The organism is Paenibacillus sp. p3-SID867, assembly GCF_025142895.1.
Taxonomy (GTDB): Bacteria; Bacillota; Bacilli; order Paenibacillales; family Paenibacillaceae; genus Paenibacillus_AQ.
Window position 1 is genome coordinate 24,597 of record NZ_JAMBDM010000014.1, and the last position, 23,907, is coordinate 48,503.

The following is a 23,907-nucleotide window of genomic DNA, read 5'->3' on the forward strand; positions in this document are numbered from 1 at the left end:
GAACATGTCAGAACTTGTCGTTCAAACGAAAGCCGGGCGTATTCAAGGCAGTTCGGAAAACGGAGCACGCGTATGGAAGGGAATTCCTTATGCGAAGCCCCCGGTTGGCCCGCTTCGATTCCGTGCTCCTGTGCCCCCCGATCCATGGGACGGGATAAAGGATGCCACTGCCTTCAGCCCCATGTGCCTTCAACCGCTTGAATCCACCTCAAGCATGCTAGGCGGAGGAGTGACCAAAACAGTGTCCGAGGATTGCCTCTATCTCAATGTGTGGTCACCCCTGAACACGCCAGCGGAGCCGCTGCCGGTCATGGTATGGATTCACGGGGGTACTTTCGTCACAGGCGCCGGCAGCTTGCCAAGCTATAACGGCACGCCTTTCGTACTCCGGGGCGACGTGATTGTGGTAACAATCAATTACCGGCTGGGTCCGCTCGGCTTTCTCCATCTCTCCCCATACGGCGAAGCCTATTCCTCCAATACTGGTTTATTGGACCAAATAGCGGCCCTACAATGGGTGCGGGATCATATTGCGGGCTTCGGCGGCGACCCCGAACGGGTTACCGTATTCGGAGAATCGGCCGGCAGCATGAGCATCGCGGCCTTACTTGCAATGCCGGCAGCCAAAGGGTTGTTTCACCGGGCCATCATGCAAAGCGGCGCTGCCCAAGTCATGGCTCCGGAACAGGCAAAGATGGTAACGGCTGGTTTGCTTAAAGAGCTGGACATCTCGCCTGACAAGGTCCATGAGCTTGAAACGCTCACAGGTGAGTTAATATTCGAAGCCGGGGAACGATTGAAGAAACGATTTGGCCCCGGCGTCAGCATGATCTTCCAGCCGGTGCTGGAACCGGGCACTTTGCCTCATGATCCGCTGCAGGCTGTTCAATCGGGATGGGCCAAGGACGTGCCGATCCTGATCGGCACAAATCTCGATGAAGGCGCCTTGTTCTTCCGGCCGGACATGCCGCTTGTGAAGGAAGACGATCTTGTACGCACCATTGAAATGATGACCGGTATCCAGGATGCCGCGCCTATCACCAAGGAATACCCGTACAGCATCGACGGACATGCCCAGATTATGACTGACCTGTATTTCTGGCGTTCGGCCCTTCAATTCGCTTCCGCTCAGAGCAAGCACGCGCCGGTGTGGATGTACCGGTTCGATTGGACGCTGCCGAATCATCCGGTTCTCGGCAAAGCGATGCATGCCCTGGAAATACCGTTTGTATTTAACACGCTGGCGCTGTTTCAGAACATCGGTGTTCAAGTCGATGGTGCCACGCAAGCCCTGTCCGACCGGATGCAGGATGCTTGGATATCATTTGCGCGGAGTGGCTCGCCGGATACCGAGGCGATGCCGTGGCCAGCTTATGATCCAGCATCGCGTTCAACGATGATATTCAACAACGACAGCAGGATCACCGAGGACCCGGATGCGGAGAAACGGAACATGCTGCAATTATAAAATGAACAAGCCATAAGCAAGGGCCCTTTTGCGGAGGGGATCCTTATAACAGCAAAAAAGCTGTATCTCCTGGCATGACATCATGGATATCATGCCGGAATACAGCTTTTTGTTAATTTTAGCAGGCCGCACATGCACATACACGACTAACCTCTGGCGTACCTCTATCCTACAGCATCCGATTCAGGCTCCGTCCGTCGACGGAAACTTGGATGGGACCGAGCCGCTCCTTATTTCACAGCTCCCTGCGTAATGCCATTGATGATCCACTTCTGCGCGAACAGATAAATGATGATCATCGGCAGCATTGCCATCAGATATGAAGCAAAGGCCAGATTGAAATCTGTATTGAATTGCCCCTGGAAAATATACTGCACAAGCGGCAGCGTGTAGGAATCCGTATCGCTGATAATGATGAGCGGCAGCAGGAAGTCATTGTAAGTCGAGAGGCAGATCAGAATGCCTACCGTCGCATTGATCGGTGCCATAATCGGGAATATGATTCTCCAAAAGGTTCCCCAAGTCGACGTACCGTCCACCCGAGCCGCTTCCTCCAGCGCTATCGGAATGGATTTAATATAACCAACATACACAAATACGTTAAATGCCAAAGCATACACGGTATGCAGGATGGTAAGCCCGACCAGGTTCGTCATATTGAAACCGGCTGTCAGCTTCACCAGCGGCAGCATAATAATCGGGAACGGAATGAACATAGCGCTGATGAAATAGAAGTATAAGCCCTTGAAGAACTTCCGGTTCATATTGCGGGCAATGGCATAAGCGACAAGCGAATTGGTCAGCAGGGTCAGTACCACCGTTGCCGTCGTTACCATCGCACTATTGCCCAGCGCGTTGAAGAAATTCGTCATTTTTATGGCATTCGTAAAATTCTCCAAATGAAGCTCCTTTGGCAGGCCGAACACGGAAGCCAGCATGTCCTCCGGCGTTTTGAGCGCAATCGTGATTGTCATATACAGCGGGAACAGGATCAGTATCGTCCCCAATGTGATGAGAATCATCGCCGTCCAGTTGGTTTTCGTCCGCATTACATGTCCCCCTCTCTTCTCTGCAGGAACCGAATCTGCACAATCGATATCGTGGCAATCAGGATGAAGTAGATCACGGAGTTCGCGGATTGATAGGCAAACTCCCCTCCCTCGAAGCCTCCGGTGTAGATCAGATGGGAGATGGACTGCGTCGCCCGGCCTGGGCCCCCGTTGGTAAGGGCAACGATCTGGTCAAAGACCATCAGGGAATTCTTCATCGCAAGCACCATGTTGATCGTAAAGAATGGCGCGATCAGCGGAAACGTTATTTTCCAAAATTCCTGCCAGCGGTTCGCCCCATCGAGGTTGGACGCCTCGTACAGTGTTTGGGGGATAGTCTGGAGCCCCGCGAGATACAGGATCGTGTTATAAGCTATGCCCTGCCATACCGCTACCACCACGATACCGATCCAGGCATGCTGTTCACTGCCCAAAATATTGGTGGACAGCCATTCGATCCCCAGGTTTTGGCCCCAGATGGTGAACACATTCGAGAACAGATAGTTGAATATGTAACCAACGATCAGCACACTCAGAATATTCGGAAGAAAGTAGATGCCTCTGAAGAAATTCCTCGCTTTGATTCTGGCATTCAGCCCCATGGCAATCAGCAGACTGAAGATGTTGATCAGGATGGTCACCACGACCGCGAATTTGAATGTGAACCAATACGCATTGCCCACGTTGCCGTCCTTGAACAGATTGACGTAATTCTTGAATCCGATGAAATCGAAGTTATCGCCGAATCCATTCCAGTTCGTGAAGGAGTAATACACCCCCTGCAAAGCCGGCAGTGTCAGAAATACGAAGAACAGCACGACCGCTGGCACGGTCATCAAATAATAAGGCATAAGACGCTTGTTCATGTTGGGTCCTCCTCAATGCTCATGGATATCGTGTCACAGCGTTGATCGCTCCGTTAGCGTCTGTCCGCTACCTTGTCCCATTCGGTGTCCAGCTTCTTTAGATACCCGTCAATATCCCTATTCTGGAGAAAAGATTGGATCACCGAGTTCAGCTGCACAGCGGCAGGAATATAGTGATCGGCAAAGTCGATGACTTGGCCCCGCTCCAGATAAGGCAGCAGCTCTGCAACGGCAGGATCATCCTGCGTCACGCCCTCAACGGTCGAGAACAGCGTTTGCTCCGTAATGTATTGCTTGCTATTCTCAGGCTCCAGCAGAAACTGAATGAAACGTTGAGCCTCCTCTTTATGCTTCGAATCCTCGGAAATAGCCAGCAGAGTATCCACGCCTGAAATCAGTTTATTCTCCTCCGGATGATCGCCGGTTGGCAGCGGAAAGAAGCCGATCGACGCATCCGGATTGGCCTTCCGGATTTCCGGAATTGCCCAGGTTCCCTGGATATACATGGCCGATTCGCCCCTCGCAAACCCCCGGTTGCCGTCTGCGTAGTTCTTGCCAAAGTTATCCCCATGACCATAGTCCATCAACGCGAGCTGCTTCTCCGCAATCTCTCGATACTTCTCAGCAAACGTTACCGTGCCTTCCCGCCGATCCATATAAAATTCAATGCCTTCCAGATTGGATGCCAATGCGTTAAACGGCAGCACCGTCTGCCAATCGTCTTTATACGTGAAATAAAACGGGATTATCCCCGCATCCTTGGCCTTCTGCGCCGTAGCTAACAGCTCGTCCCAGGTCTTGGGAACGCTGAGTCCCAATTCCTTGAAAATTTCCGTATTGTACATTACGCCATTAGCGTTCGTTGAATAAGGAATGCCCGTAACCTCGTCCATCCCGGCTACGTCTTTCAGCATCTGAACATAGGTCTCATCCACCTGACTCAGCAGCGGGTTATTCGTCAAATCCATAAATATGCCGCTTTGCGCCAGCAATGAATACGTATCGGTTGCACCCATGCCGATAATGTCAGGAATATCATTCTTGACAACTCTTGTCTTGAGTACGGTCTCCGCATCCGGCGGATTTACCTGAACAACCTTGATCTCGGATTGGGATTGATTAAATTTCTCAATTAGTGCGTCAAAGGAGCCCTTAGCCTCGGGCTTATTCTGAAAAAATTCAATCTGCACGCGTCCCGATTCCTCTTTTGCACCGCACGCGGCCAGCATCAATACCATCACTAAACACGCCGCGATCCTTGTACCAAGCTTCATGGTCTGCCCCCCGTTTCATATCCAGATGTAGTTTTGGTCAAAGTCCATGTTTATTTACTACCCTTTTTGCTTGGTTGGTAAACCTCCCGGACGCCGAGGCGGCGCCCTCTTCACTATATTGGACAAATCAAAAAAGCCAGCAGATCAGGTTCTTCAACCTGATCTGCTGGCAGGGATTGGCTATCTGTTCATAGCCTGATTCAACCTACTCCAACCATTTTTTATGAATGTCCGCAAACTTGCCTTGCAGCTTCATTTCGTCAATCCACATTTCCAGATAGCTTGCATATTCAAAGTCGCCGCGAGGAATCATGTAGCCCTTTTCACTGTTCGTGAACGGCTTATCCGTCAATGCAGCATACAGTCTGGAATCTGCTTTTGCATAGGTAATCGCTTCGATCGTATCGGTAATCATCACATCATACGTACCGTCCGCTACCAAATGCGGGATATCCAGATTATTTGGAACGACAGTCACATTAGCTTTCGTCAGATGCTCGCGTACGAACACCTCGTTCGTTCCGCCCGGATTCACGCCAATGCGAACCGAAGGTTTGTTAATGTCTTCAATCGTCAGGTATTTGTCCTTGTCTTCAGCACGAATCAATGGGGCTTTACCGAAGGAAATGTACCCTTGGGATACATAAGCCGTTTTTTGTCTTGCCGTGTTGCGGGTAACGCCGCCCACTGCAATGTCGAATTTATCAGCCTGCAGGTCCTTCATCATGTTGGACCATGTGGTGTTGACGTAACGAACTTCCACGCCTAGATCTTTACCGAGCTCTTCCATAGCGTCAACGTCATAACCTTCATACTCTTTTGTAGCAGGATTCAAATATGTAAACGGTTTGTAATCCCCTGTCATACCAACCCGGATGTAGCCTCTTTCGATAATTTCGTCGAGCTGGGAAGCCGATTGTTTCTTTAGTTGTCCGGGTGCATTGGTCGAAGCCGATTTAGCGGATACCTCCGGTGATGTGAGTACTTCGTTTGCAGCAAAACCCGTTGCTACCAATGATAAGCTGACTACCCCTGCTAGTAATACCTTTTTCCAATTCTTAGCCATGTCTTCATTTCCTCCAGTTTTTCATCTAGTTGTACATCCTGATGCCCCTTGGTTGGCAGCGGCATCGATCTGCCTGAAACACTCTGGTCATCCTCTTGCTGGTACTTTCCGTGACTTACTGCCTTGCACGTTACGATTTGAGCCTCTTTTCTTCCAGGCATCCCCCCTCTCAAGTACCCATACGTGCGGTCCATAAGAACGGAATGTTAAAGCCTGAATTTGGCAAGCTCTTTGCTAAGCTCCTGAGCGACTGTCTCCAGATGTTTAACGGAGTTCGAAATTTCCTTGATGGTTGAGATTTGATCTTCCACAGCGGCAGACACATTTTGGGCGTCGCTTGAAGTCAGATCTGCGATGGATTTCAGCTCTTCCACCGAAGCGCTGACCTGTTCCGATCCCGCCGACATTTCCTCGGAAGCTGCCGATACCTCCAGAATGTGGTCAGCCACGTTGCGTGTCGCACTCAAAATGTTATCGAATTTCTCGCGCACCTCTTCAATCAGCGCAATTCCATCCTGTACATCCTTCCGGCTTACGTCCATCACCTGTACGGCGTTAATTGTGTCCTCGCGGATTTCCGTAATCAGCTTCGCGATCTGATCGGTCGATACCTCGGACTGCCCAGCCAGTTTCTTGACTTCCTCAGCCACGACTGCAAAGCCGCGTCCATGCTCGCCTGCTCTGGCTGCTTCAATCGAAGCATTCAAGGACAGCAAGCGAATCCGGGAGGTCACTTCCGTGATGAAGCTCAGAATCTGCTCGATTTCGGAAGAACGCTCATTCAAGCGCTCAATTGCCGTGCCGACCTTGGTCGTACCCGCGCCGATGTTGCCTATCTGCTTCACGGCTTGTTCAACGACAACCGATCCGGTCTCCGCTTGACTTGCCGCCTCTTGTGCAGCTTCGGATACCATGGAGGACGTTTCGGCTATTTTGACGATCCCGCTAGCCATGTCACTCATCGATACGGCGATTTCGTTGGAGCTTGAGGCGTGAGCATTCGCGCCGCTGGCAATTTGACGAATGGAGGCGCCGATACGATCCACGCTGTCCATAGCCGTCTCCACCCCACTCGAAACGGTCTCCGTTACCGACATAACTTGTCGAGAAGAATCGTTCACACCGAGGACCAGATGCTTCAGATGTGATACCGTCTGGTTAAAATCGCCGGAAAGGACGGCAACTTCATCCTTGCCGCTAACCTGAATGGTCTTGGTCAAATCGCCTGCCGCAACTTCCTTAACTGCCGTGTTGAGCCTGCGGATCGGCCGGACGATCTGTGCCGTGAACCAGACCGCTGCACCGGCGGAAACGACCAGCGCGGCAACCGAAATTATGACTAACGTAACCGACATCTCCGTGATCGGAGCATTCAGCTCCTTGGTCGGTGCCGTTACGAATATGCCCCAATTCAAATTGGATGGAGCGAAAGCCGCCGTGTATTCGACGTTATCCAGAACATATTCGAATTCCCCCATCTCTCCTTGACGCACCTTGTCAAAAGCTTGGGATAATTCCGTGCTCTCCACGTCTTCGACCTTCTTTTGAAGGACGAAATCCTCTGATGGATGCCACATGAACGTTCCCGCTTTGCTTAGAAGAAATGCGTATCCGGTATCTCCGAAAGTTTGGGAGGATACTTTTTTCTGCACCTCGTTGATCGGAAGCGTAGAGCCCATATAACCGTACTGTTTTCCATCCTTCATTAACGGAATGATCATCGTTACGATGTTGTTGCCCGTACGCTTGGAAAGCACCGGCTCCGATACAACCAGCTTACCTTCGCCCTTCCCGGCCTCCTGGTAGTGAACGCGATCGGATACATCGGTCACTTCACCCAGAAAGTTAATGACATTCTTCCCGCTCAAATCGTACGAGAAGAAAAAGGTTTCAAATTCCGGGTTCACTTCCTGCGCCGCTTGTATCAATTGCAAGTCTTGCGCTTTATTCCCCGTGACGAATTTCCCCACGCTTTCAACCTTGGCAATTTCCACGTCAAGAAATTGGTCGATCTGAAGCGCAAGCTTCTCCGCGCTAAGCTGTGCTTCTTTGTCTAGGCTCTCCTGAAGCAATACGGAGGACCGGTTGTAAGTTACGGCAAAGACGGATCCAAGACTGACGAGCAAGAGCAAACAAATCATTGTAATCATTTTTTGCTTGAGACTCTTTAGCATGCTGTAAACCCTCCCCAAAAATAGTGCCTGGGTCCTATCCGATCATTCGTCCAAAATTTTTGCAAGTTCTCTTTTTTCTGTAAGGACTTTCTCTCTACAAACAAAAATGAACAAATTACGTCGAAAAATCATGGTATAAAATGGTGAAATAAGACTCCACTTTATTAGTTATCGGTAGGGTATGTTCGTTTTTTGAGAGGTTAATGAGACATTTTACACAATTCGACATTAACGTAAGAAAGCGAAAATCCATGAGTCTATCTAGTTCAAAAGATTTAAATATATATAAATACTTTCATACATCTTTAGTCCCTGCCAACAGATTGCAGGAATTCCCTGAGTTTATATGAATCGGATGAATAGAAGCACGGCTGATAAAAGCAAATAAGGCTGTCCCCTATCAAGCAGAATAATCCGCTTTTAAGGAACAGCCTTGTTTCATTGCATGTGGATTCTTAATGTACGAACAGATATCCTTGTTCATTGTAAGCATGGAGCAGCGTGTACCGGCTGTTTCGAACCTTGTGAGCCTCACCCAGGCTGCGCTTCAACAATTCGCTCTTGATCGGAAGCTCCGACACCCCAGCCGGTCCGCCGACCGTTCGCATCATATTAGCCAGCTCTGCCGGTTCCGGGATTTGCGCTATATGGGACCGGATTTCATTCCAGTGCAACGTGATCCGAAGTGCAGCGTCATCCGCACCCTGGGAGGCGCCTCTGTTCAACTCAAGCCCCTGTTCCCCGAGACGGTGATACAGCTTCGAGATTTCCACGCAAGAGGCACCTACCTTGGCACCGTGCAGCAGCTGCTTCTCCCCCAGCCGGATAAACTCCATCTCCCAATAGTGGGACAGATGATGCTCCGAGCCTGAAGCCGGATGGGATTGACCGAACAGCAGCATGGCTAAGCCGGATTCGACGAGCGCACCCATTAAGATGCGCACCCCCTCCTCGGTTCGCTCCGCAATCTGTTCCATCCCTTTCACGCACTGGTTAAGCGCAGATCGCGTAATATCCGCCGAAATTTGCAAATAGGGTTCATCGGCCACCAGGCTTCCGAATTTCCAGTCGAACAGGGATGTATACTTGCCCAGCATATCCCCGAACCCGGCTGCGGTAAGCTGTGGAGGAGCCGACATGAGAATATCGACGTCCGCAAAAATCGCGCTCGGTCCAATGGCCGGAATCGTCTTTTTCTCCCCTCGTATAATGATGGGTGCTCCCTTGGAATTAAATCCATCCACCGAAGCAGCCGTGGGTATGGAGATGAACGGAATACCCGCGGTATAGGCAGCATACCGGCTAATATCGTGAATCGTTCCCCCGCCTACCGCCAGCACCGCCTTCGCCCCGCTTTGCTGGATATCCAGTATGACCTGAATCAGGGAAATCTCATCCGCAATAACATCTCCCTTCCGGTCCGGGTGAAGGCTGGTGACTTGGACCTGAATCGAGGATTTCGTGAGCAGGCTCGCAAGCGGCTGGCCCGCTACGTCATAGGTATTCCCGTCGACGACCATCACCACCGAGGTCCACCGTTTCGTCTCAAGGTAACCCGCGACCTCGCGCAGAGCTCCGGACTGGATCTGAACCAGCTCCACTTCATCCAGATTCGAAAGCTGCCTAGGAGGTAAGTCCGCAGCCAAACTTCGGACTTTCGATAAAATGGAGGTCATATCGGCGTGCCCTTCTTTCCGATCACAGCCATCGCCGGCAGCGGGTCATTGCAGGTCATGCCGGTAACCCCGCATTCCAGCGAATAGCGGACACCCTCCTCATCGTCCGGACAATAGCTCCAGACCAGCAGCCCCTGCTCCTGAAACCGGGCAACGAGCTCCGGCGTAAGCAGCGACATCTCCACACCGATTGCCCACATCTTGGAGTAGGTTCCATCCTCGCCGAGGACAAATCGGGACATTTTCTCGCCAGGAAAACCCTGGGTCTTCAGACCATGCGTATCATGAATATGGGTCAGAACTTCTGCATCGAAGCAGGTGAATACACAGCGCGGCAGGTACCCGTATCGGTTCAGCACATCAATCGCCAGGTCTGCGGCCTCTATAGCATCAGGGCTTGGCTTAATCTCCACGTTGCACAGAACATCAGGATATTCCCGGAGCAGTTCGCATAGCTCCGCAAGCGTCGGGATCTTCAATCCCTCAAACTCCCTAGCGAACCAGCCGCCCGCATCGAGGGATTTCAGCTCTGCAAGCGTATAATCCCTCACCTCGCCGGCGCCGCTCGTCGTGCGCTGAACCGTTGCATCATGGATAACCACTACTTCCTTATCCCGCGTCAGCCGGAGATCAAACTCCAGCATGTCGACCCCTAACTCCAGCGCCTTGCGAAAGGCCAGTAGCGTATTTTCCGGATAAGCTGATTTATACCCGCGATGTGCAGCCACCATCGTACAGGATGGTTCCCGTAGTCGTTCGATCATATGTCCTGCCACTCCTTTACCAGTTGTTATTGGGCCAAAATCCGTTCCGTCTCTTTCTTGAAGGTATCCAGCGTAGCCGGAATATCCTTGCTGTCGTACATGATCGCTTCCATGGCCGAGAAGAACTCATGCATAATCTCAGGCCATGCCACATCCTTATTGGTATCTGTAGCGAATTCCAGCTGATCATAGGCGACTTTGCGGTTCGGTTCTTTGGCCCACAGCTCTTGGATCTTCTCTGACTCCACCATCTTCTTCGTGAAAGGCAGATAACCGGATTGCAAAATAAATTCAAGACCGCCTTCCTCTTCCATCTCCATCCACCGGATGAACTCCCATGCCGCTTCCTTATTCTTGGAAGAGGACAGCATCGTCACATTCGCGCCTCCGGTCGGATTCGCATATACTTCGTCCTTAGGCAGGAATGTCGTCACGTAATCGAAATCCACCGCGCTGGACAGCCCGCCAATCGATCCCGTCGATTGATACATCATTCCGACCTTGCCTTCCACAAACATGCTGTTCACAATGTTGCCGGAATCCTGAGCCGGCGGATAATACAAGGCGCCTGTGCTTTGCAGGTCTTTAAGGTAAGTGAACATCTTGACGCCTGCACCGTTATCCGAAAAGCCGATCGACGTATTATCTTCATTGAAGAAAGTGCCGCCCGCCTGCGAAATCATGGCAATCGGATACCAAGTGTCATAAGGCATCGTAACGCCGTAGCGCTTATACTCGCTGCCTTCCTTAACCACCAGCGCATTGGCGACCTCCTTCAGCTCCTCCCATGTGGTCGGAATTTGAAGGCCCTGCTCATCCAGCAAGGTTTTGTTCACATGCAGAATCGGGGTGGAACGGTTCAGCGGCAGCGATACCAATTGATCATTGAAGGTGGAGTGTCCCATCAGTCCCGGCGTAAAATCATCGACGCTGATGCCTGAGCCTTCTAGATAAGGCGTCAGATCTTCAAGCACTTCCGAATCGGCGAACATCTGAACGTAGGCTCGCTCCAGCATACTGACGTCCGGACCGGTATCGGATGCTATCGCTTGCTGCAGCTTGGTTACCGTCTCGTCATAACTTCCCTGGAAGGTGCCTATCACTTCGATGTCCTCATGGGATGCGTTAAAACGCTGGATGAGCGCGTCCATGTATTCCCCGTTCTTACCGCCCAGCGAGTGCCAGAACTGTACCGTGGTTTTCCCTTTGTCTCCGGACGAGGCTTCGGTTCCCCCGCTGCCTGGGGCTACGCCTGGATCGCTGGAAGTTCCCCCGCCACCGCATGCGGCAAGCAAACTGAACAGCATGATGACGGATAGCAGTGTATACCATTTGGATTTCATATGACTCATTCCTCCATTAATTATTCGATTATGAATTGCTGAACCCTGTCATTTCCTGTAATTATTTAATGCCTGAATAAACAAAAGCCTTCACGATGTGTTTCGAGCAGAATATATACACAAGCAGGATCGGCACCACCAGAATCACATTCCCGGCCATAATGATATGCCAGTTGCTGATGCCCTCAGTCTCCCTTAGCATGGCGATCCCCAGGGTCAGCGGCCGGACAGCAGCAGAATCGGTCATGACGAGCGGCCAGAAATAGTCATTCCAGTGGCTGACAAAGCTGAACAGCGCAATGGTAGCCAGTGCCGGCTTCGACATGGGAATCATGATTTTTCGAATGATTTTGAATTCACTCGCATTATCAAGGCGGGCCGCTTCAATGATTTCCTCCGGAATCTGCATGAAATATTGCCGCAGCAGGAAAATGCCGAAGGCATTCGAGATGAACGGGATAATCTGCGGCAGCAGGGTTTTGACCAATCCCCAATCGGCCATCATCAGATAGACCGGAATGAACGTCACCTGGCCCGGGATCATGAAGGCCAGCAGGATCATGCCGAACAGCAGCGTTTTTCCCGGAAACTTATACTTGGCAAATGCATACGCGGCCGGGATCATGATCAGGAACTGCAGAACGATAATGGATCCCGTGACAACAACCGAGTTCCTGAAATAGGTCAGAAAAGGACCTGCCTGCATCGCCTCCGCGAAGTTGCCCCACTGCGGTGAGGCTGGAATCCACGTTGGCGGAAACGTCATCGTTTCCCGGAATGTCTGGAGCGAGGTGGAGATCATCCACAGAAACGGGAAGATAAATATCATGAGCACCGCGGCTTTCAGCAAATAACCTAGCATTGTCCATACGATTTTTAAGTCAAAGGTCTTCAAACTGTGCCTCCTTTCTGCATGGCCAAAGCCTTATTGATAATGGACCTTCTTGGACAGCAGCCGGAAATAGATGAACGTGAGCAAACCGATAATGGCCATAAGCACAACGCCTGTCGCGGCCGAATAACCGATATTGGTCGTTCGGAAGCCGTATATGTAATACACAAGCGTCGTCGTTGCATTATTCGGTCCTCCGCCTGTCATCACCTGAACGGTATCGAATACTTTGAAGGAACCGATCGTCATGATGATCAGGATAAAAAACAGTTGCGGCGAAATCATCGGCAATGTGATTTTATAAAACACCTTGAACCTGCTGGCGTTATCCAGCGCCGCCGCTTCATAAATGCTTGGCGATATGCTCTGCAGGGCTGCCACGATAATCAGGGTGTAATAGCCGATAGCCTGCCAGACCGATACGATAATGACGGATATCAATGCGGTCTTGGAGCTTTGCAGCCATGCGGACGGCGGGAGTCCCACCAGCTTGAAGAGATAGTTGAGAAGTCCTTGATTCGGCTCCATCAGCCACAGCCAGACCAGCGAGATCGACACAATCGAAACGACGTGCGGCGTAAAAATTCCGGCCTGAACGACCGAATTGAAACGCCCCTTCTTGTTAAGCCATACCGCAATCAGCAAGGATAGCAGCATGGTTAGAATAACGACGCCGACTGTATAGATGGACGTGTTCCAGAGCGCTTTGTAGAAATCCCCGCGACTCAGAATCTGGGTGAAATTGTCCAGTCCGACAAACTTGCTCTTGTCCTTGTTCATCAGGTTGTATTTGAACAGGCTTAAGTAAATCAGGTAACCTACCGGATACATCACAAACAGTATGATACCGGCCATGGCCGGCGCGATCAGCACATAGGGCCTGATCCCTTCCCAGATCCGCTTCTTATCCATGAGCCAGCCCTCTCAGCCGCTCCATGAACTCCCTATAGCGGACGTCCTGCGCTTTGATCCGGTTCTCATCCGCTCCGAAGAAAAACAATTTATCCGCCGGTACGCCGAGATGTACCTCCTGATCGACATGGAACTGGTCATCCTGACACTTCACCATGAATGCCTGGCCCTCCGTTGTCCTCACCTGATAAATCGTCTCGGATCCCAGCATTTCGCGCGTGATGACCTCCCCCTTGGTCGTATAATGAAACGACTCCGGTTCTGTGCCGATCACGACGCTCTCCGGACGGAATCCGAATGTCGTGCGATCGTCCCCAAGCGGCGCAATATTCATGGGGGGAACCCCGATAAACTGGGCCGCAAACAGATTGCTGGGCTCCCGGTACACCACTTCAGGCGGCGCTTCCTGCTGAATGACGCCTTTGTTCATAAGCACGATGGTGTCTGCCATCGACATGGCCTCGATTTGGTCATGGGTCACATAAACAAAGGTCGTTCCCAGCTTCTTGTGCAGCTCAATCAGCTCGATCCGCATCTGAACCCTGAGCTTGGCATCCAGATTGGACAACGGCTCATCCATCAGGAAAACGGACGGATTCTTAACCATCGCCCGAGCCAAAGCCACCCGCTGCCGTTGTCCGCCGGACAAGGTGGATGGCTTGCGATCCAAGTAATCGTTCAGTCCAACGGTTGCCCCTATGGTCTCCACCAAACGTGTACGCTCGGCTTTGGGAACCTTGTTGTTCACGAGACCAAACTCGATATTCTCGCGGACCGACATGGTCGGGTAGATCGCGTAATTCTGGAATACCATGGCCACGCCGCGTTTACCCGGCGCAATGCGCGTAACATCCTTGCCATCGATTAGTACGGAACCGGAGGTTTGAGGGTCAATGCCCGCGATCATCCTTAGGAGCGTTGTTTTCCCGCAGCCTGACGGACCGACCAGCACGGTGAATTTTCCGTCCTCGATGGTAAGGTCCAGGTCCTGTATCACGGTTTGACGATCAAACGACTTGCTTACTTTCACAAATTCAATGGATGCCAAGAGCGATCCCCCTCACGAAAGTGTAATGATGCTGTCATGACAAGCGAATAATAAATGAATCCATAGAAATGAAATCCCTTACATGCATCTGATAATAAGTACGCATCAAATGCACATGTAATGATCACTTTTGTTCATTTTTATTTAATTCGATTGTAGATGTGCAATATTAGGAGAGTGTTAGACCTTCGTACGGATTTTGTAAATTCGCTTCGCATCAAGGGATTTAACATGGCATTAACATAATGGGAGTACACTAGATAGACATGGAATCCTTAAGCATAAAAGAGCAAAAGTGCGCATTGTATGTACAAACGTACCTGCACAGCCCATGGTCTATTTAGGAAGGGAGAAATTATCGATTGCTAGCACATGAACGAAAGAAAAGGATTATTGATTACGTAAGGCAATACCGAACAGCAACGGTTGCTGCGCTGGCATCTGAATTCGGTGTTCACACGGCAACCATCCGCCGCGATCTGGCGGAGATCGAACAGGAAGGCGCTTTAAAGCGAACGCATGGCGGGGTCATCATGGAGCAATGGACGCATAACGAGCCGTCCTTTAATGAGCGAACCAACTTTCACCGGGACGAGAAAATACGCATCGGTCAGCTCGCGGCTTCACTCGTGGAAGACGGGGAGAATATCATCATTGATTCGGGAACAACCACCCTTCATATTGCAACGCATCTTGTGCACCGCTCGGACATTACGGTCATTACGAACGATATGAACGTCGCCGTCGAACTTCGCGATGCTCCGGGCATCAAAGTCATCCTGACCGGCGGGGAGCTGTACCCCTCGAGTTACATGCTAAACGGCATGTTTACCGACCATGTGCTGAAATCCCTGCATGTCGAGAAAGCATTCATCGGTACCCCTGCCCTGCATCCTCAGCATGGCCTCATGCACCCGGAAGCGCTGCTCGTCCCGGCCAAGCAGAACATGATTCAGGCCGCCGGTGAAATTGTCGTTGTCACCGACCACAGCAAGATCGGCAAGCTGTCTCTGCACACGGTCGCCCCTAACAGCGCGATACATACCCTTGTCACCGGCACTGAGGCTTCCGACTCGGATATCAAGCCGTTTCAGGAACGGGGCATTACCGTGTACAGGGTTTGAGCCTTGCACAATTTGCGTACCTTGCATACACCTTTGCGTACCTTGCATACCTTGCATACCTTGCATACCTTGCATACCTTGCACACCTAGCATACCTTGGCATACCTTTGCGTACCTTGCACACCTTGCATACCTTGCACACCTTGCATACCTTGCGTACCTTGCACACCTTGCATACCTTGCGTACCTTGGCATACTTTTCATAAATGCATACCTTGGCGTACCTCGGCATATCTGAATATCCTTCCTGCAGAAAACACAAAAGGCACCCCTAGGGGTGCCTGATCAAGCTGCTGCTTGCCAGCAGCTTGTTTATTTATATTCCACTGTTATGTTTACCATCCATTACTCGCTCTTTTTTCGCGATCCCCCCGCTTAGACCAAAAGCAATAAACAGAAAATTCACTGAACGCCCAAAATACGATCGCCATATCATTCAATATGTCCAAAACTCAACGGTCGACAGTCAATCCAAGCATGCCCCGGACCACGCACCGTGCGCTAAGGGAGCAGTGCGGACGATGTACTTGTTCTTTGGTATAAGAAATTCCTAACGGACTCAGAATACCTTATTTCATAGAAAACACCCCTTTAAGTAACTTTAGCGGACCCAGCGGACCTTATTTGCGGTTTTAGTCGGTATTTGCTCCCGTATTTCTCATAATAGCGGATCTGGAGTCCGGAACATTGTGAAAAATCGGGTTATGATCTTAAATAACGGAACTAGGGTCCGTTAAAGTTGACGAAAGCCATGTAATCATTGAATGAAGACCATCGACAGTCAGTGAACCCGCAACATTTCGATAGGTAATTCCAAGAGCCACCAGGGACAATGCGTAGCCGACGGAAGCTATTTCCTCTACGTTTATAAGAAGCTATTTCCTTTACACTTTTTAATGGAAGTAAAAAAAGCAAATATACCTCCACCCGCATAGCGGTGGGTCTTTGTTTCGCGCGGTTCACGCACTCAACTGGCTAAAGCCTAAAAAAATCCGGCAGTCATTAGACGCCGGATCCGGTCAAACGATCGATTTAAGGAATGACCTTCCAAACTTCGGCAGATCCAGGAGTTTCGCCTTGAGTCCACCATCTTGCTTCATAGTTCACGCCGTTGTGGCTGACTTTGCTGCCACCTAAATACACAGCTGTTGCGCTCCATGCCGGATAGGTCGCTGCGCTTCCGGATGTTGATACGGTAAGCGGCGCGGATGCGGATGATTTGCTGCCCGTACTGCTTACGGCGACCACAGTATACGTATAGGACGTTCCTTCGGCTAACCCCGTATTGGTATAGGAGGTTGTAGTGGAAGTACCTACAAGGGATCCGTCACGGTAGATTTCGTAACTGGAAGCACCTGTGGAAGCTGCCCATGCCAAGGAAACACTGTTGTTGGTTTGGGCTGGGGAAGTAAGTCCTGTCGGTGCTGGTACGCCTGGGTTCGGCGTTCCACCACCGCCAAAGTCCACATCGATAACGTTATAGAAAGCGTTAGCCGTGTCAGCTACTTCCCATACCGCCAGAATGACATGGTAACCGGACTTTGCAGGAACGTTACAAGTGGATGCATAGTTTGTCGGAGGTTTTACACCGCCGTAGTTTATGGAGCAGAAAGGCGTCAGATCAAACGAAGCTCTGCTGAGCGGAGCATTTTGATTCCAGCCGTCTTTTGTAATGTAGTATTTCCAGCTTGCCGTCGCATGGTTGGCTGTCAAATGCCATTGGAACGTTGTGGTTCCCGGGGAAATGCTTACTTTGCTCCAACGAGTTGCGGATTGCTCGTCAAGTTTAGGGAACACGCCGCCTGCACTGGCGATTTTGCCATCGGCAGGGCCTGCGTTCGGCCAGCCTTTAGGAGCCTCCAAGCTTTGAGGCTCATACACGACTGCGCCGCAATCGGTATTTTGCCCCTGCTTACACAGAATGGCGCGGCTGCCTGGGGAATCGACATATCCGTGGGCAGAAGCTTTATCAGCAAATAATACCATGAACAAGGTCATCAACAACATCGTGGAACCGGCAATGATCAGATTCTTGAGCCAAGTTTTGTTCGGCAAACTTAAAGTCATACAATTAATCCTCCTTTAATATAAAAGATAATAAATAAAGCGTTTACACAACCTCCGGCTGCTCGGCCCACCTCCCTTTCTTTGATACAGTAGTCACCCTCTTAATTTGACTGATAACTTGACTAAACTTGGAAATCTTCCACAACCATCGTCCAAGCTTTACCAGTACTATAATTATTTTAAAGCATCTGGAAGCCCTATCCCATAACACTAATCAACGATTTGTTACACATTTCAATGAAATTGGATAAATATGTAACCTGAAATGTTATGAAAACACACGGAAATTGCAGAAAAAAATCACAAAAAAAGCATGCCTCCCCCTGGGAACCATGCTTTCATTCCATGTTGTTCTTTCCGTTTTGACCGCGCAGCAACTCCTATTCCACGCCGTCCTTAAAGTGCTTCTGATAATGCTTATCCCCTTTATGCTCCAAGTCCTCGATCGTAAGCTCCAGCGTATGAATGATCTGCTCCTTGACCTGATTCAACGTGTCAAAATACACGTTCTCCTCCGATCCTACAATGCGTGTGCCGCTGAGTGCCTGAACGGCCTGGTAGATCCGGTGCTGTTCGGCCAAATCGTCAACGGCTTTCAACGTATGCTTCATCTGAAGGAACAGATCCCTATGATGCTGGGTCGTCAAACGCTTTTCAAGTTCCTCGATTCTGGCATTCATGGCGCTCTCTCCTTCACAATAAGATGCTTTCGATTATACTCCTTAGCATTTGTATTTCCAATAAAATCTTCTTATATATATCACGGTTTCTTTATACTGAAACAGGAAATTGACCACTGCTCAGCGAACTATGATAACGTTAACATTTTGCACAGTAACATACACTTAGCATAACGTAATCGATCAAACATTTGGAGGTAGCAATGGAAAACAACGGACTCGGAGGAAAGAGCATTATCCTCAGACTAGAAATGAATACACAAGAAATCAAATTCGGCCAGGTAGCATCCGCCATATTTGAAGCCGGGGGAGACATGGTCGCCATCGACGTTATTCAGGCGAGCGGCCACATTACCGTACGCGATATTACCATTACGGTCACGGACAGCGTCGATATCGGAAAAATTACAGATGCCGTGAAAAATCTGAAAGGCGTCCGCCTCGTCAACGTTTCGGATCGCACCTTCCTGCTGCATCTTGGCGGCAAGATCGAAACCCAGCCCAAAATTCCGATCCAAAACCGCGATGATCTGTCGCGCGTCTATACGCCAGATGTTGCCCGGGTGTGTGCAGCCATTCAGGAGGACCCGAAAAAAGCCTTTACGCTTACGATTAAAAGAAATACGGTGGCCGTCATCTCGGATGGAAGCGCCGTGCTCGGTTTGGGCAATATCGGCCCTTATGCAGCCATGCCGGTGATGGAAGGTAAATCGATGCTCTTCAAACAATTTGCAGGTGTAGACTCCTTCCCCATCTGCCTGGATACCCAGGATACGGAAGAGATCATTTCTTGCATCAAAGCCATGGCACCGGCTTTTGGCGGCATTAACCTGGAGGATATCTCCTCCCCGCGCTGCTTCGAGATCGAACAACGACTGCGGGATGAGCTGGATATTCCCGTGTTCCACGATGACCAGCACGGCACAGCAGTCGTTCTGTATGCGGCACTGATCAATGCCCTGAAAATTGTCGGAAAATCAATCGATAAAGTCAGGATCGTTGTGTGCGGAATCGGCGCTGCGGGTGTGGCATGCAGCAAAATCCTCCTGTCGGCCGGTGTCAAGGACATCATTGGCGTAGACCGCGAGGGTGCGCTGGTTGCTGGAAAAGAGTACAGTAATAGTATGTGGCAATGGTACGCAGAGCATACGAATCCGAATAAAGTTGAAGGTTCCCTGCGTGAAGTGATCCAAGGTGCCGACGTGTTTATCGGCCTATCCGCCGGCGGCCTGCTTCGCCGCGAAGACGTACAAGCCATGGCTAAAGATCCGATCGTGTTCGCAATGGCAAATCCTACGCCGGAGATTAAACCGGAAGAAGTCGAGGATATTGTAGGCGTCATTGCAACTGGACGTTCGGATTATCCGAACCAAATTAACAACGTCCTCTGCTTCCCGGGTATTTTCCGTGCAGCCCTGGATTGCAGAGCAACCACGATTAATGAGGAGATGAAGCTGGCTGCAGCCGAAGCCATCGCATCCGCCGTATCGGATGAGGAACGCAACCCGTCGTATATTATTCCAAGCGTATTTAACCAGAACGTCGTGAAAGCCATTCGCGAGCTTGTCGTAAAAGCGGCGATCAAAACCGGCGTCGCCCGGAGAATCCCGCGTGAATAAGCAATCCCTCATTCGGATGTTCAATAAGCAGGCAGCGATATATGAAAGGAATACCAGACAGCGCAGGCTCGGTGAATGGAGACAGCGGCTGCTTCAGGATGCAGAGGGTAGCGTGCTTGAAGTAGCTGTCGGCGCCGGCGCGAACTTCCCCTTCTATCATCGTGACAAGGTGAACGTAACAGCTGTCGATTTCAGTCCCGAGATGTTAAGCCGTGCACGGCGGATGGCCTCCGAACTTGGCATTCGGGCCCATTTCCTGGAACGGGATATCGAGACGCTGGAGCTGCCGGAACGTTCCTATGATTGTGTTGTATCTACCCTGTCACTATGCGGCTATGAGGATCCGGTCAAAGCTCTGAATAAAATCAATCGCTGGGCCAAACCCGGCGGCCGCGTTTATTTACTGGAGCATGGCATGAGCACGAACCGGCTCCTTGGTTCTATTCAGCATCTGATCAACCCGGCAGCACGGCGGATATCCGGCTGTCATTATAACAGGGACATGATCCAGATTGCGAAAGCCTCGGAACTGAACATCGTAAAGACAGAACGCTATTGGAACGGCATCGTTCATCTGATCTGGGCGCAAGCAACCTGATCCATTCATTCATTTTGACCTGTCGGCATAAATTTTAACGAAGCTCTTATTAATTGATCTGGAGGAACTTGTTATGAACACAAGGCCTGATTCTAATGAATATTTGCCCCTCGCCGAAAAATACGTCTCTCTTGTCCCCGAAGGTCCTATTGCCGAAGTTTTGCAGCGGCAGCATGATGAAACGTTACGATCGCTCAGCGATCTGACGGAAAATCAAGCAAATGTTCGCTATGCCGAAGGGAAATGGAGTCTAAAACAGGTGGTCGGACATATCGCCGATGTAGAGCGCTTATGGAACTACCGCATTCTCTACATCGCGCGTGGAGATGCCCGTGAATTCTCGGGGTACGACCGGGAGATTTTTGTCCAGAATTCTCCCTTCAGCCATCTTCCGTTACGGGAAGCCCTCAAGGATTATGCTGCCGTCCGGCAGTCTACCATTACGCTGGTTGGAAGTTTGACGGAGGAAGCGCTGCTTCGCCAGGGCACGTTCAACAATTACCCGCTCTCCGCCCGGGCAGCCGCCTATGTCATTGCCGGTCATGAGCTTCATCACCTGAATATTCTACGGGATAAATATTTAACGTAGTTTATGAAGGGGCATCCTTACACGGCATTTGGCCTGGAGGGATGCCCCTTGGCATGCTGCCGATCCACATCGTCTGTCTTCACCTCCCCAAATTTAAAAAAGGCCTCAGCTGAGGCCTTTTTTCCTGCTATATTATGTAATGGTTTAGCAGAGCCTGCCTGCCTTAACTCCAATTCCATACCTCGATGCGGCCCAAACGGAATCCCCAGAATTCCGACTCCTCCTTCAGCTTCTCCAGCTCACGCACAGGTCCCGTAACGGTCGCGCCGTAAACTTGAACCCCATTTTTCTTTAGGTAAGCCAGCCGCTGTTTATCTTCATCCACACCGTTATATTTGATGTTGTCCGTCATCCATTCAACGTCGGCGATCAGTTGCTGCACATGATCCGTGATCCCGGCATCCAATGAGAAGTAAGTATGCCAGGCAGAAAGAAAGTGGTTATCGCTAAACTGAACCTTGGGCCTCAATGTAAAATGGGGGATTGTGTGACCAGCACTGCTAGAGCTGTAATTACCCGGCTTAAATGCTTTGAGTTCACCTGCATATACAGCCATATTAGCTACTCTAACATCGTAGTCCGACAAGAGCTTTAAGACCTGCTCCGGCGACTTCAACGTTCGAAGCGAGAAAAATATTTCCGCCACGTTGCCGTCCTCAAGCTTTTCTAACTGATTCATTGCACCATTCTGATGAAGGGAGTCTGTAATCTTCCCACCCTCCAGCAGGGCAGAGTGCAGGTAAAAGGGATTTCTTTCATCCCCGTTCAGATACGGCCCCAGTTCTTCAATGGAATAGGTCAATTCTCCCCATAACCTCTTCTTCGCGTGAAGCTCTCCAACGATTACCTGCCATTCCCCCACATCCCTGTACACTTTCAGCGTTTTCTTCTGGGTGAGGAAGGGCGTCACTTCTACCGAATACAAGCCGCGCTTATCTACCATAAGTCCACTCTCATGCAATTCAACCGTTGTCATGACAGACCTTAAGAATTTATCGTTCAGGCCGGATTCTTCATGGTAGATGTAGACGGCTGCATAATACACGCCATAAATAAGAAACGCAGCTAACAAAGCATTTATAAGCTGCTTCACCCTTATCTGCCAGGTTATCCGATTCATCACTTCCGTATCCATCTCCTCTCTACCTTCTCATGTAGACAACGGTTTAATCGCGCTAATGTTACGGTAAAATAAGAAAAATCGCTACAGCAGCTAAAAACAAGCAGCTACCGTAACGATTCCATATGACGAATATTGTATATTATTTCCCTTCAGTGAATGGGGCGTTCTGTCCGTCCCAGCACTCCACATCATCAAGCCCTTTGATGCTATCCTTGGTGAAGACAGGATTCAGGCCTGCCCGCTTCTGCTTCATGTAATCTTGAAGCGCGGCAAAGGCCGTACGGGATAGCAGCGTGATAGCCACAAGATTCACAATCACCATCAATCCCATGAACAGGTCAGCCAAATCCCACACCAGCTTCACGCTGGTAACGGAACCGAAGATAACCATGGCCAGCACAGAAGCCCGATAAACCCATATCCATGCCCGATTCGACTTCAAAAACTCGATATTGGTTTCCCCGTAATAATAATTGCCGATCAGCGTGCTGAACGCAAACAGGAAGACCATCACCGCCAGGAAGTCGGACGCCCATGCCCCCATCTCCATTCCCAGCGCGGCCTGCGTCAGGGCGATTCCATCAAGTCCGGTCTGCTGATAGGCACCGGTAAACAGAATGATGAAGGCGGTGCTTGTACATATGACCAGCGTATCGATCAATACGCCCAGCGCCTGCACCAGCCCTTGCTTGGCTGGATGGCTTGTCGTTGCGGTAGCCGCAGCGTTAGGCGCGCTCCCCATGCCGGCTTCGTTGGAGAACAGCCCTCTTTTGATCCCGTTCATGAGAGCGGCACCGATCGACCCGCCAACAACCTGCTCATAACCGAACGCGCTTTTGACGATAAGAACAAAAACTTCCGGCAGCTTGGTGATGTTCGCCAATACGATAAACAGCGCGGCACCGACATATAGGACAGCCAATACCACAACGATCAGCTCCGACATTTTGGCAATCCGCTTCACGCCGCCAAAGATGATAACCGCGAAGATAACCGCCATAATAATGCCGATGGTTAATCGGTCGGTTCCGAATGAATTCTCAAAGGCAATCGTAATCGTATTGGATTGGACCGCATTAAAGACAAGACCGAAGGACAAAGTGATTAGGATCGCAAACAACACGCCCATCCACCGTTTCTTTAATCCTTGCTGCATGTAATAAGCGGGACCGCCGCGATAACCACCCGCCCCATCTTTTACTTTATAGATCTGGGCCAGCGTACTCTCGATAAAACTGGACGCCGAACCGATAAGCGCAATAATCCACATCCAAAATACGGCCCCCGGCCCCCCAAGCGAGATAGCCAGGGCAACGCCTGTAATGTTCCCGGTTCCGACGCGGGCCGCCATGCTGATGGCAAATGCCTGAAAGGGCGAAATGCTTCCCTTCGCTTTACTCTTGGGTTCGCGGATGACCCGGAACATCTCGCCGATCAGGCGAAACTGCAGAAACTTGGTCCCCACCGTGAAATACAGGCCAACGGCAATCAGCAATACGATGAGCAGCTTAGACCATAAAAAATCATTAAAGATATTCACTACATGCTGTACAATTTGATCCATATTCTACCCTC

General features: G+C 50.5%; 21 protein-coding genes. 5 read left to right on the top strand and 16 right to left on the bottom strand.

Annotated elements, in window-relative coordinates:
* Nucleotides 1–4: 4 nt before the first annotated feature.
* Nucleotides 5–1,468, top strand: coding sequence for a carboxylesterase/lipase family protein (locus tag M4D81_RS24860; RefSeq protein WP_260068405.1), 1,464 nt, complete (start codon nt 5–7; stop codon nt 1,466–1,468).
* A 230-nt stretch (nt 1,469–1,698) separates the two neighbouring features.
* On the opposite strand, the gene M4D81_RS24865 is transcribed toward M4D81_RS24860, so the two are convergent.
* From M4D81_RS24865 to M4D81_RS24920, 12 genes are all read right to left on the bottom strand, one after another.
* On the bottom strand, nt 1,699–2,517 hold the full coding sequence (locus M4D81_RS24865; protein WP_260068406.1) for a carbohydrate ABC transporter permease: 819 nt from the start codon (nt 2,515–2,517) through the stop codon (nt 1,699–1,701).
* On the bottom strand, nt 2,517–3,383 hold the full coding sequence (locus tag M4D81_RS24870; protein WP_071221921.1) for a carbohydrate ABC transporter permease: 867 nt from the start codon (nt 3,381–3,383) through the stop codon (nt 2,517–2,519). The genes M4D81_RS24865 and M4D81_RS24870 overlap by 1 nt, the downstream gene beginning before the upstream one ends.
* Before the next feature lie 53 nt (nt 3,384–3,436).
* On the bottom strand, nt 3,437–4,657 hold the full coding sequence (locus M4D81_RS24875) for an ABC transporter substrate-binding protein (protein WP_260068407.1): 1,221 nt from the start codon (nt 4,655–4,657) through the stop codon (nt 3,437–3,439).
* Nucleotides 4,658–4,862: 205 nt separating this feature from the next.
* Entirely contained in the window at nt 4,863–5,723 is an 861-nt protein-coding gene (locus M4D81_RS24880; RefSeq protein ID WP_071221923.1) for a transporter substrate-binding domain-containing protein, read from the bottom strand.
* Nucleotides 5,693–5,884, bottom strand: a complete 192-nt coding sequence (locus M4D81_RS24885; RefSeq protein ID WP_260068408.1) for a hypothetical protein — start codon at nt 5,882–5,884, stop codon at nt 5,693–5,695. Before M4D81_RS24885 ends, M4D81_RS24880 begins: the two co-directional genes overlap by 31 nt.
* Before the next feature lie 45 nt (nt 5,885–5,929).
* Complete coding sequence (locus M4D81_RS24890; RefSeq protein WP_071221924.1) at nt 5,930–7,897, bottom strand: methyl-accepting chemotaxis protein; 1,968 nt, start codon at nt 7,895–7,897, stop codon at nt 5,930–5,932.
* A 455-nt stretch (nt 7,898–8,352) separates the two neighbouring features.
* Complete coding sequence (locus tag M4D81_RS24895) at nt 8,353–9,573, bottom strand: sn-glycerol-1-phosphate dehydrogenase (protein WP_260068409.1); 1,221 nt, start codon at nt 9,571–9,573, stop codon at nt 8,353–8,355.
* On the bottom strand, nt 9,570–10,337 hold the full coding sequence (locus tag M4D81_RS24900; RefSeq protein ID WP_071221926.1) for a glycerophosphodiester phosphodiesterase family protein: 768 nt from the start codon (nt 10,335–10,337) through the stop codon (nt 9,570–9,572). The genes M4D81_RS24895 and M4D81_RS24900 overlap by 4 nt, the downstream gene beginning before the upstream one ends.
* Before the next feature lie 26 nt (nt 10,338–10,363).
* Nucleotides 10,364–11,680 carry an ABC transporter substrate-binding protein gene (locus M4D81_RS24905; RefSeq protein WP_260068410.1) on the bottom strand — a complete coding sequence of 439 codons (1,317 nt, stop codon included), beginning with the start codon at nt 11,678–11,680 and terminating at the stop codon, nt 10,364–10,366.
* Nucleotides 11,681–11,741: 61 nt separating this feature from the next.
* Nucleotides 11,742–12,575 (bottom strand): carbohydrate ABC transporter permease, encoded by an 834-nt coding sequence (locus M4D81_RS24910; protein ID WP_260068411.1) that lies wholly within the window; start codon nt 12,573–12,575, stop codon nt 11,742–11,744.
* Between the two features lie 30 nt (nt 12,576–12,605).
* Nucleotides 12,606–13,484, bottom strand: coding sequence for a carbohydrate ABC transporter permease (locus tag M4D81_RS24915; RefSeq protein WP_260068412.1), 879 nt, complete (start codon nt 13,482–13,484; stop codon nt 12,606–12,608).
* Nucleotides 13,477–14,532: an ABC transporter ATP-binding protein gene (locus M4D81_RS24920; protein WP_260068413.1), complete on the bottom strand. Its 1,056-nt coding sequence runs from the start codon at nt 14,530–14,532 to the stop codon at nt 13,477–13,479. The genes M4D81_RS24915 and M4D81_RS24920 overlap by 8 nt, the downstream gene beginning before the upstream one ends.
* 362 nt (nt 14,533–14,894) lie before the next feature.
* Between M4D81_RS24920 and M4D81_RS24925 the strand changes: the two genes are divergently transcribed.
* Nucleotides 14,895–15,656: a DeoR/GlpR family DNA-binding transcription regulator gene (locus tag M4D81_RS24925; protein WP_071221931.1), complete on the top strand. Its 762-nt coding sequence runs from the start codon at nt 14,895–14,897 to the stop codon at nt 15,654–15,656.
* 1,032 nt (nt 15,657–16,688) lie between these two features.
* Here the strand turns inward: M4D81_RS24925 and M4D81_RS24930 are convergent.
* Nucleotides 16,689–17,723, bottom strand: coding sequence for a lytic polysaccharide monooxygenase (locus M4D81_RS24930; RefSeq protein ID WP_071221932.1), 1,035 nt, complete (start codon nt 17,721–17,723; stop codon nt 16,689–16,691).
* Between the two features lie 380 nt (nt 17,724–18,103).
* Nucleotides 18,104–18,403 carry a hypothetical protein gene (locus tag M4D81_RS24935; protein WP_071221933.1) on the bottom strand — a complete coding sequence of 100 codons (300 nt, stop codon included), beginning with the start codon at nt 18,401–18,403 and terminating at the stop codon, nt 18,104–18,106.
* Between the two features lie 203 nt (nt 18,404–18,606).
* On the opposite strand from M4D81_RS24935, the gene M4D81_RS24940 reads away from it, so the two are divergent.
* The 3 genes from M4D81_RS24940 to M4D81_RS24950 all read left to right on the top strand — a co-directional run bounded on the left by M4D81_RS24940 (nt 18,607) and on the right by M4D81_RS24950 (nt 21,209).
* The gene (locus M4D81_RS24940; RefSeq protein WP_071221934.1) at nt 18,607–20,022 is read left to right on the top strand and encodes an NAD-dependent malic enzyme; all 1,416 of its coding nucleotides are present in this window, start codon (nt 18,607–18,609) and stop codon (nt 20,020–20,022) included.
* Nucleotides 20,015–20,620 (top strand): class I SAM-dependent methyltransferase, encoded by a 606-nt coding sequence (locus M4D81_RS24945; protein ID WP_260068414.1) that lies wholly within the window; start codon nt 20,015–20,017, stop codon nt 20,618–20,620. Before M4D81_RS24940 ends, M4D81_RS24945 begins: the two co-directional genes overlap by 8 nt.
* A 73-nt stretch (nt 20,621–20,693) precedes the next feature.
* Entirely contained in the window at nt 20,694–21,209 is a 516-nt protein-coding gene (locus M4D81_RS24950; protein ID WP_260068415.1) for a DinB family protein, read from the top strand.
* A gap of 163 nt (nt 21,210–21,372) precedes the next feature.
* Here M4D81_RS24950 and M4D81_RS24955 read toward each other — a convergent pair whose 3' ends face one another.
* Both M4D81_RS24955 and M4D81_RS24960 read right to left on the bottom strand, forming a co-directional pair.
* Entirely contained in the window at nt 21,373–22,329 is a 957-nt protein-coding gene (locus tag M4D81_RS24955; RefSeq protein ID WP_260068487.1) for an anti-sigma factor C-terminal domain-containing protein, read from the bottom strand.
* Nucleotides 22,330–22,471: 142 nt separating this feature from the next.
* Entirely contained in the window at nt 22,472–23,896 is a 1,425-nt protein-coding gene (locus M4D81_RS24960) for an alanine/glycine:cation symporter family protein (protein WP_260068416.1), read from the bottom strand.
* Between the last annotated feature and the right edge of the window lie 11 nt (nt 23,897–23,907).

What these genes read in the sequence shown, in the direction of transcription:
- M4D81_RS24860 (WP_260068405.1), top strand. Translation starts at nt 5, where the DNA reads ATGTCAGAACTTGTCGTTCAAACGAAAGCCGGGCGTATTCAAGGCAGT.
- M4D81_RS24865 (WP_260068406.1), bottom strand. Translation starts at nt 2,517, where the DNA reads ATGCGGACGAAAACCAACTGGACGGCGATGATTCTCATCACATTGGGG.
- M4D81_RS24870 (WP_071221921.1), bottom strand. Translation starts at nt 3,383, where the DNA reads ATGAACAAGCGTCTTATGCCTTATTATTTGATGACCGTGCCAGCGGTC.
- M4D81_RS24875 (WP_260068407.1), bottom strand. Translation starts at nt 4,657, where the DNA reads ATGAAGCTTGGTACAAGGATCGCGGCGTGTTTAGTGATGGTATTGATG.
- M4D81_RS24880 (WP_071221923.1), bottom strand. Translation starts at nt 5,723, where the DNA reads ATGGCTAAGAATTGGAAAAAGGTATTACTAGCAGGGGTAGTCAGCTTA.
- M4D81_RS24885 (WP_260068408.1), bottom strand. Translation starts at nt 5,884, where the DNA reads ATGCCTGGAAGAAAAGAGGCTCAAATCGTAACGTGCAAGGCAGTAAGT.
- M4D81_RS24890 (WP_071221924.1), bottom strand. Translation starts at nt 7,897, where the DNA reads ATGCTAAAGAGTCTCAAGCAAAAAATGATTACAATGATTTGTTTGCTC.
- M4D81_RS24895 (WP_260068409.1), bottom strand. Translation starts at nt 9,573, where the DNA reads ATGACCTCCATTTTATCGAAAGTCCGAAGTTTGGCTGCGGACTTACCT.
- M4D81_RS24900 (WP_071221926.1), bottom strand. Translation starts at nt 10,337, where the DNA reads ATGATCGAACGACTACGGGAACCATCCTGTACGATGGTGGCTGCACAT.
- M4D81_RS24905 (WP_260068410.1), bottom strand. Translation starts at nt 11,680, where the DNA reads ATGAAATCCAAATGGTATACACTGCTATCCGTCATCATGCTGTTCAGT.
- M4D81_RS24915 (WP_260068412.1), bottom strand. Translation starts at nt 13,484, where the DNA reads ATGGATAAGAAGCGGATCTGGGAAGGGATCAGGCCCTATGTGCTGATC.
- M4D81_RS24930 (WP_071221932.1), bottom strand. Translation starts at nt 17,723, where the DNA reads ATGACTTTAAGTTTGCCGAACAAAACTTGGCTCAAGAATCTGATCATT.
- M4D81_RS24935 (WP_071221933.1), bottom strand. Translation starts at nt 18,403, where the DNA reads ATGAATGCCAGAATCGAGGAACTTGAAAAGCGTTTGACGACCCAGCAT.
- M4D81_RS24940 (WP_071221934.1), top strand. Translation starts at nt 18,607, where the DNA reads ATGGAAAACAACGGACTCGGAGGAAAGAGCATTATCCTCAGACTAGAA.
- M4D81_RS24950 (WP_260068415.1), top strand. Translation starts at nt 20,694, where the DNA reads ATGAACACAAGGCCTGATTCTAATGAATATTTGCCCCTCGCCGAAAAA.
- M4D81_RS24955 (WP_260068487.1), bottom strand. Translation starts at nt 22,329, where the DNA reads ATGAATCGGATAACCTGGCAGATAAGGGTGAAGCAGCTTATAAATGCT.
- M4D81_RS24960 (WP_260068416.1), bottom strand. Translation starts at nt 23,896, where the DNA reads ATGGATCAAATTGTACAGCATGTAGTGAATATCTTTAATGATTTTTTA.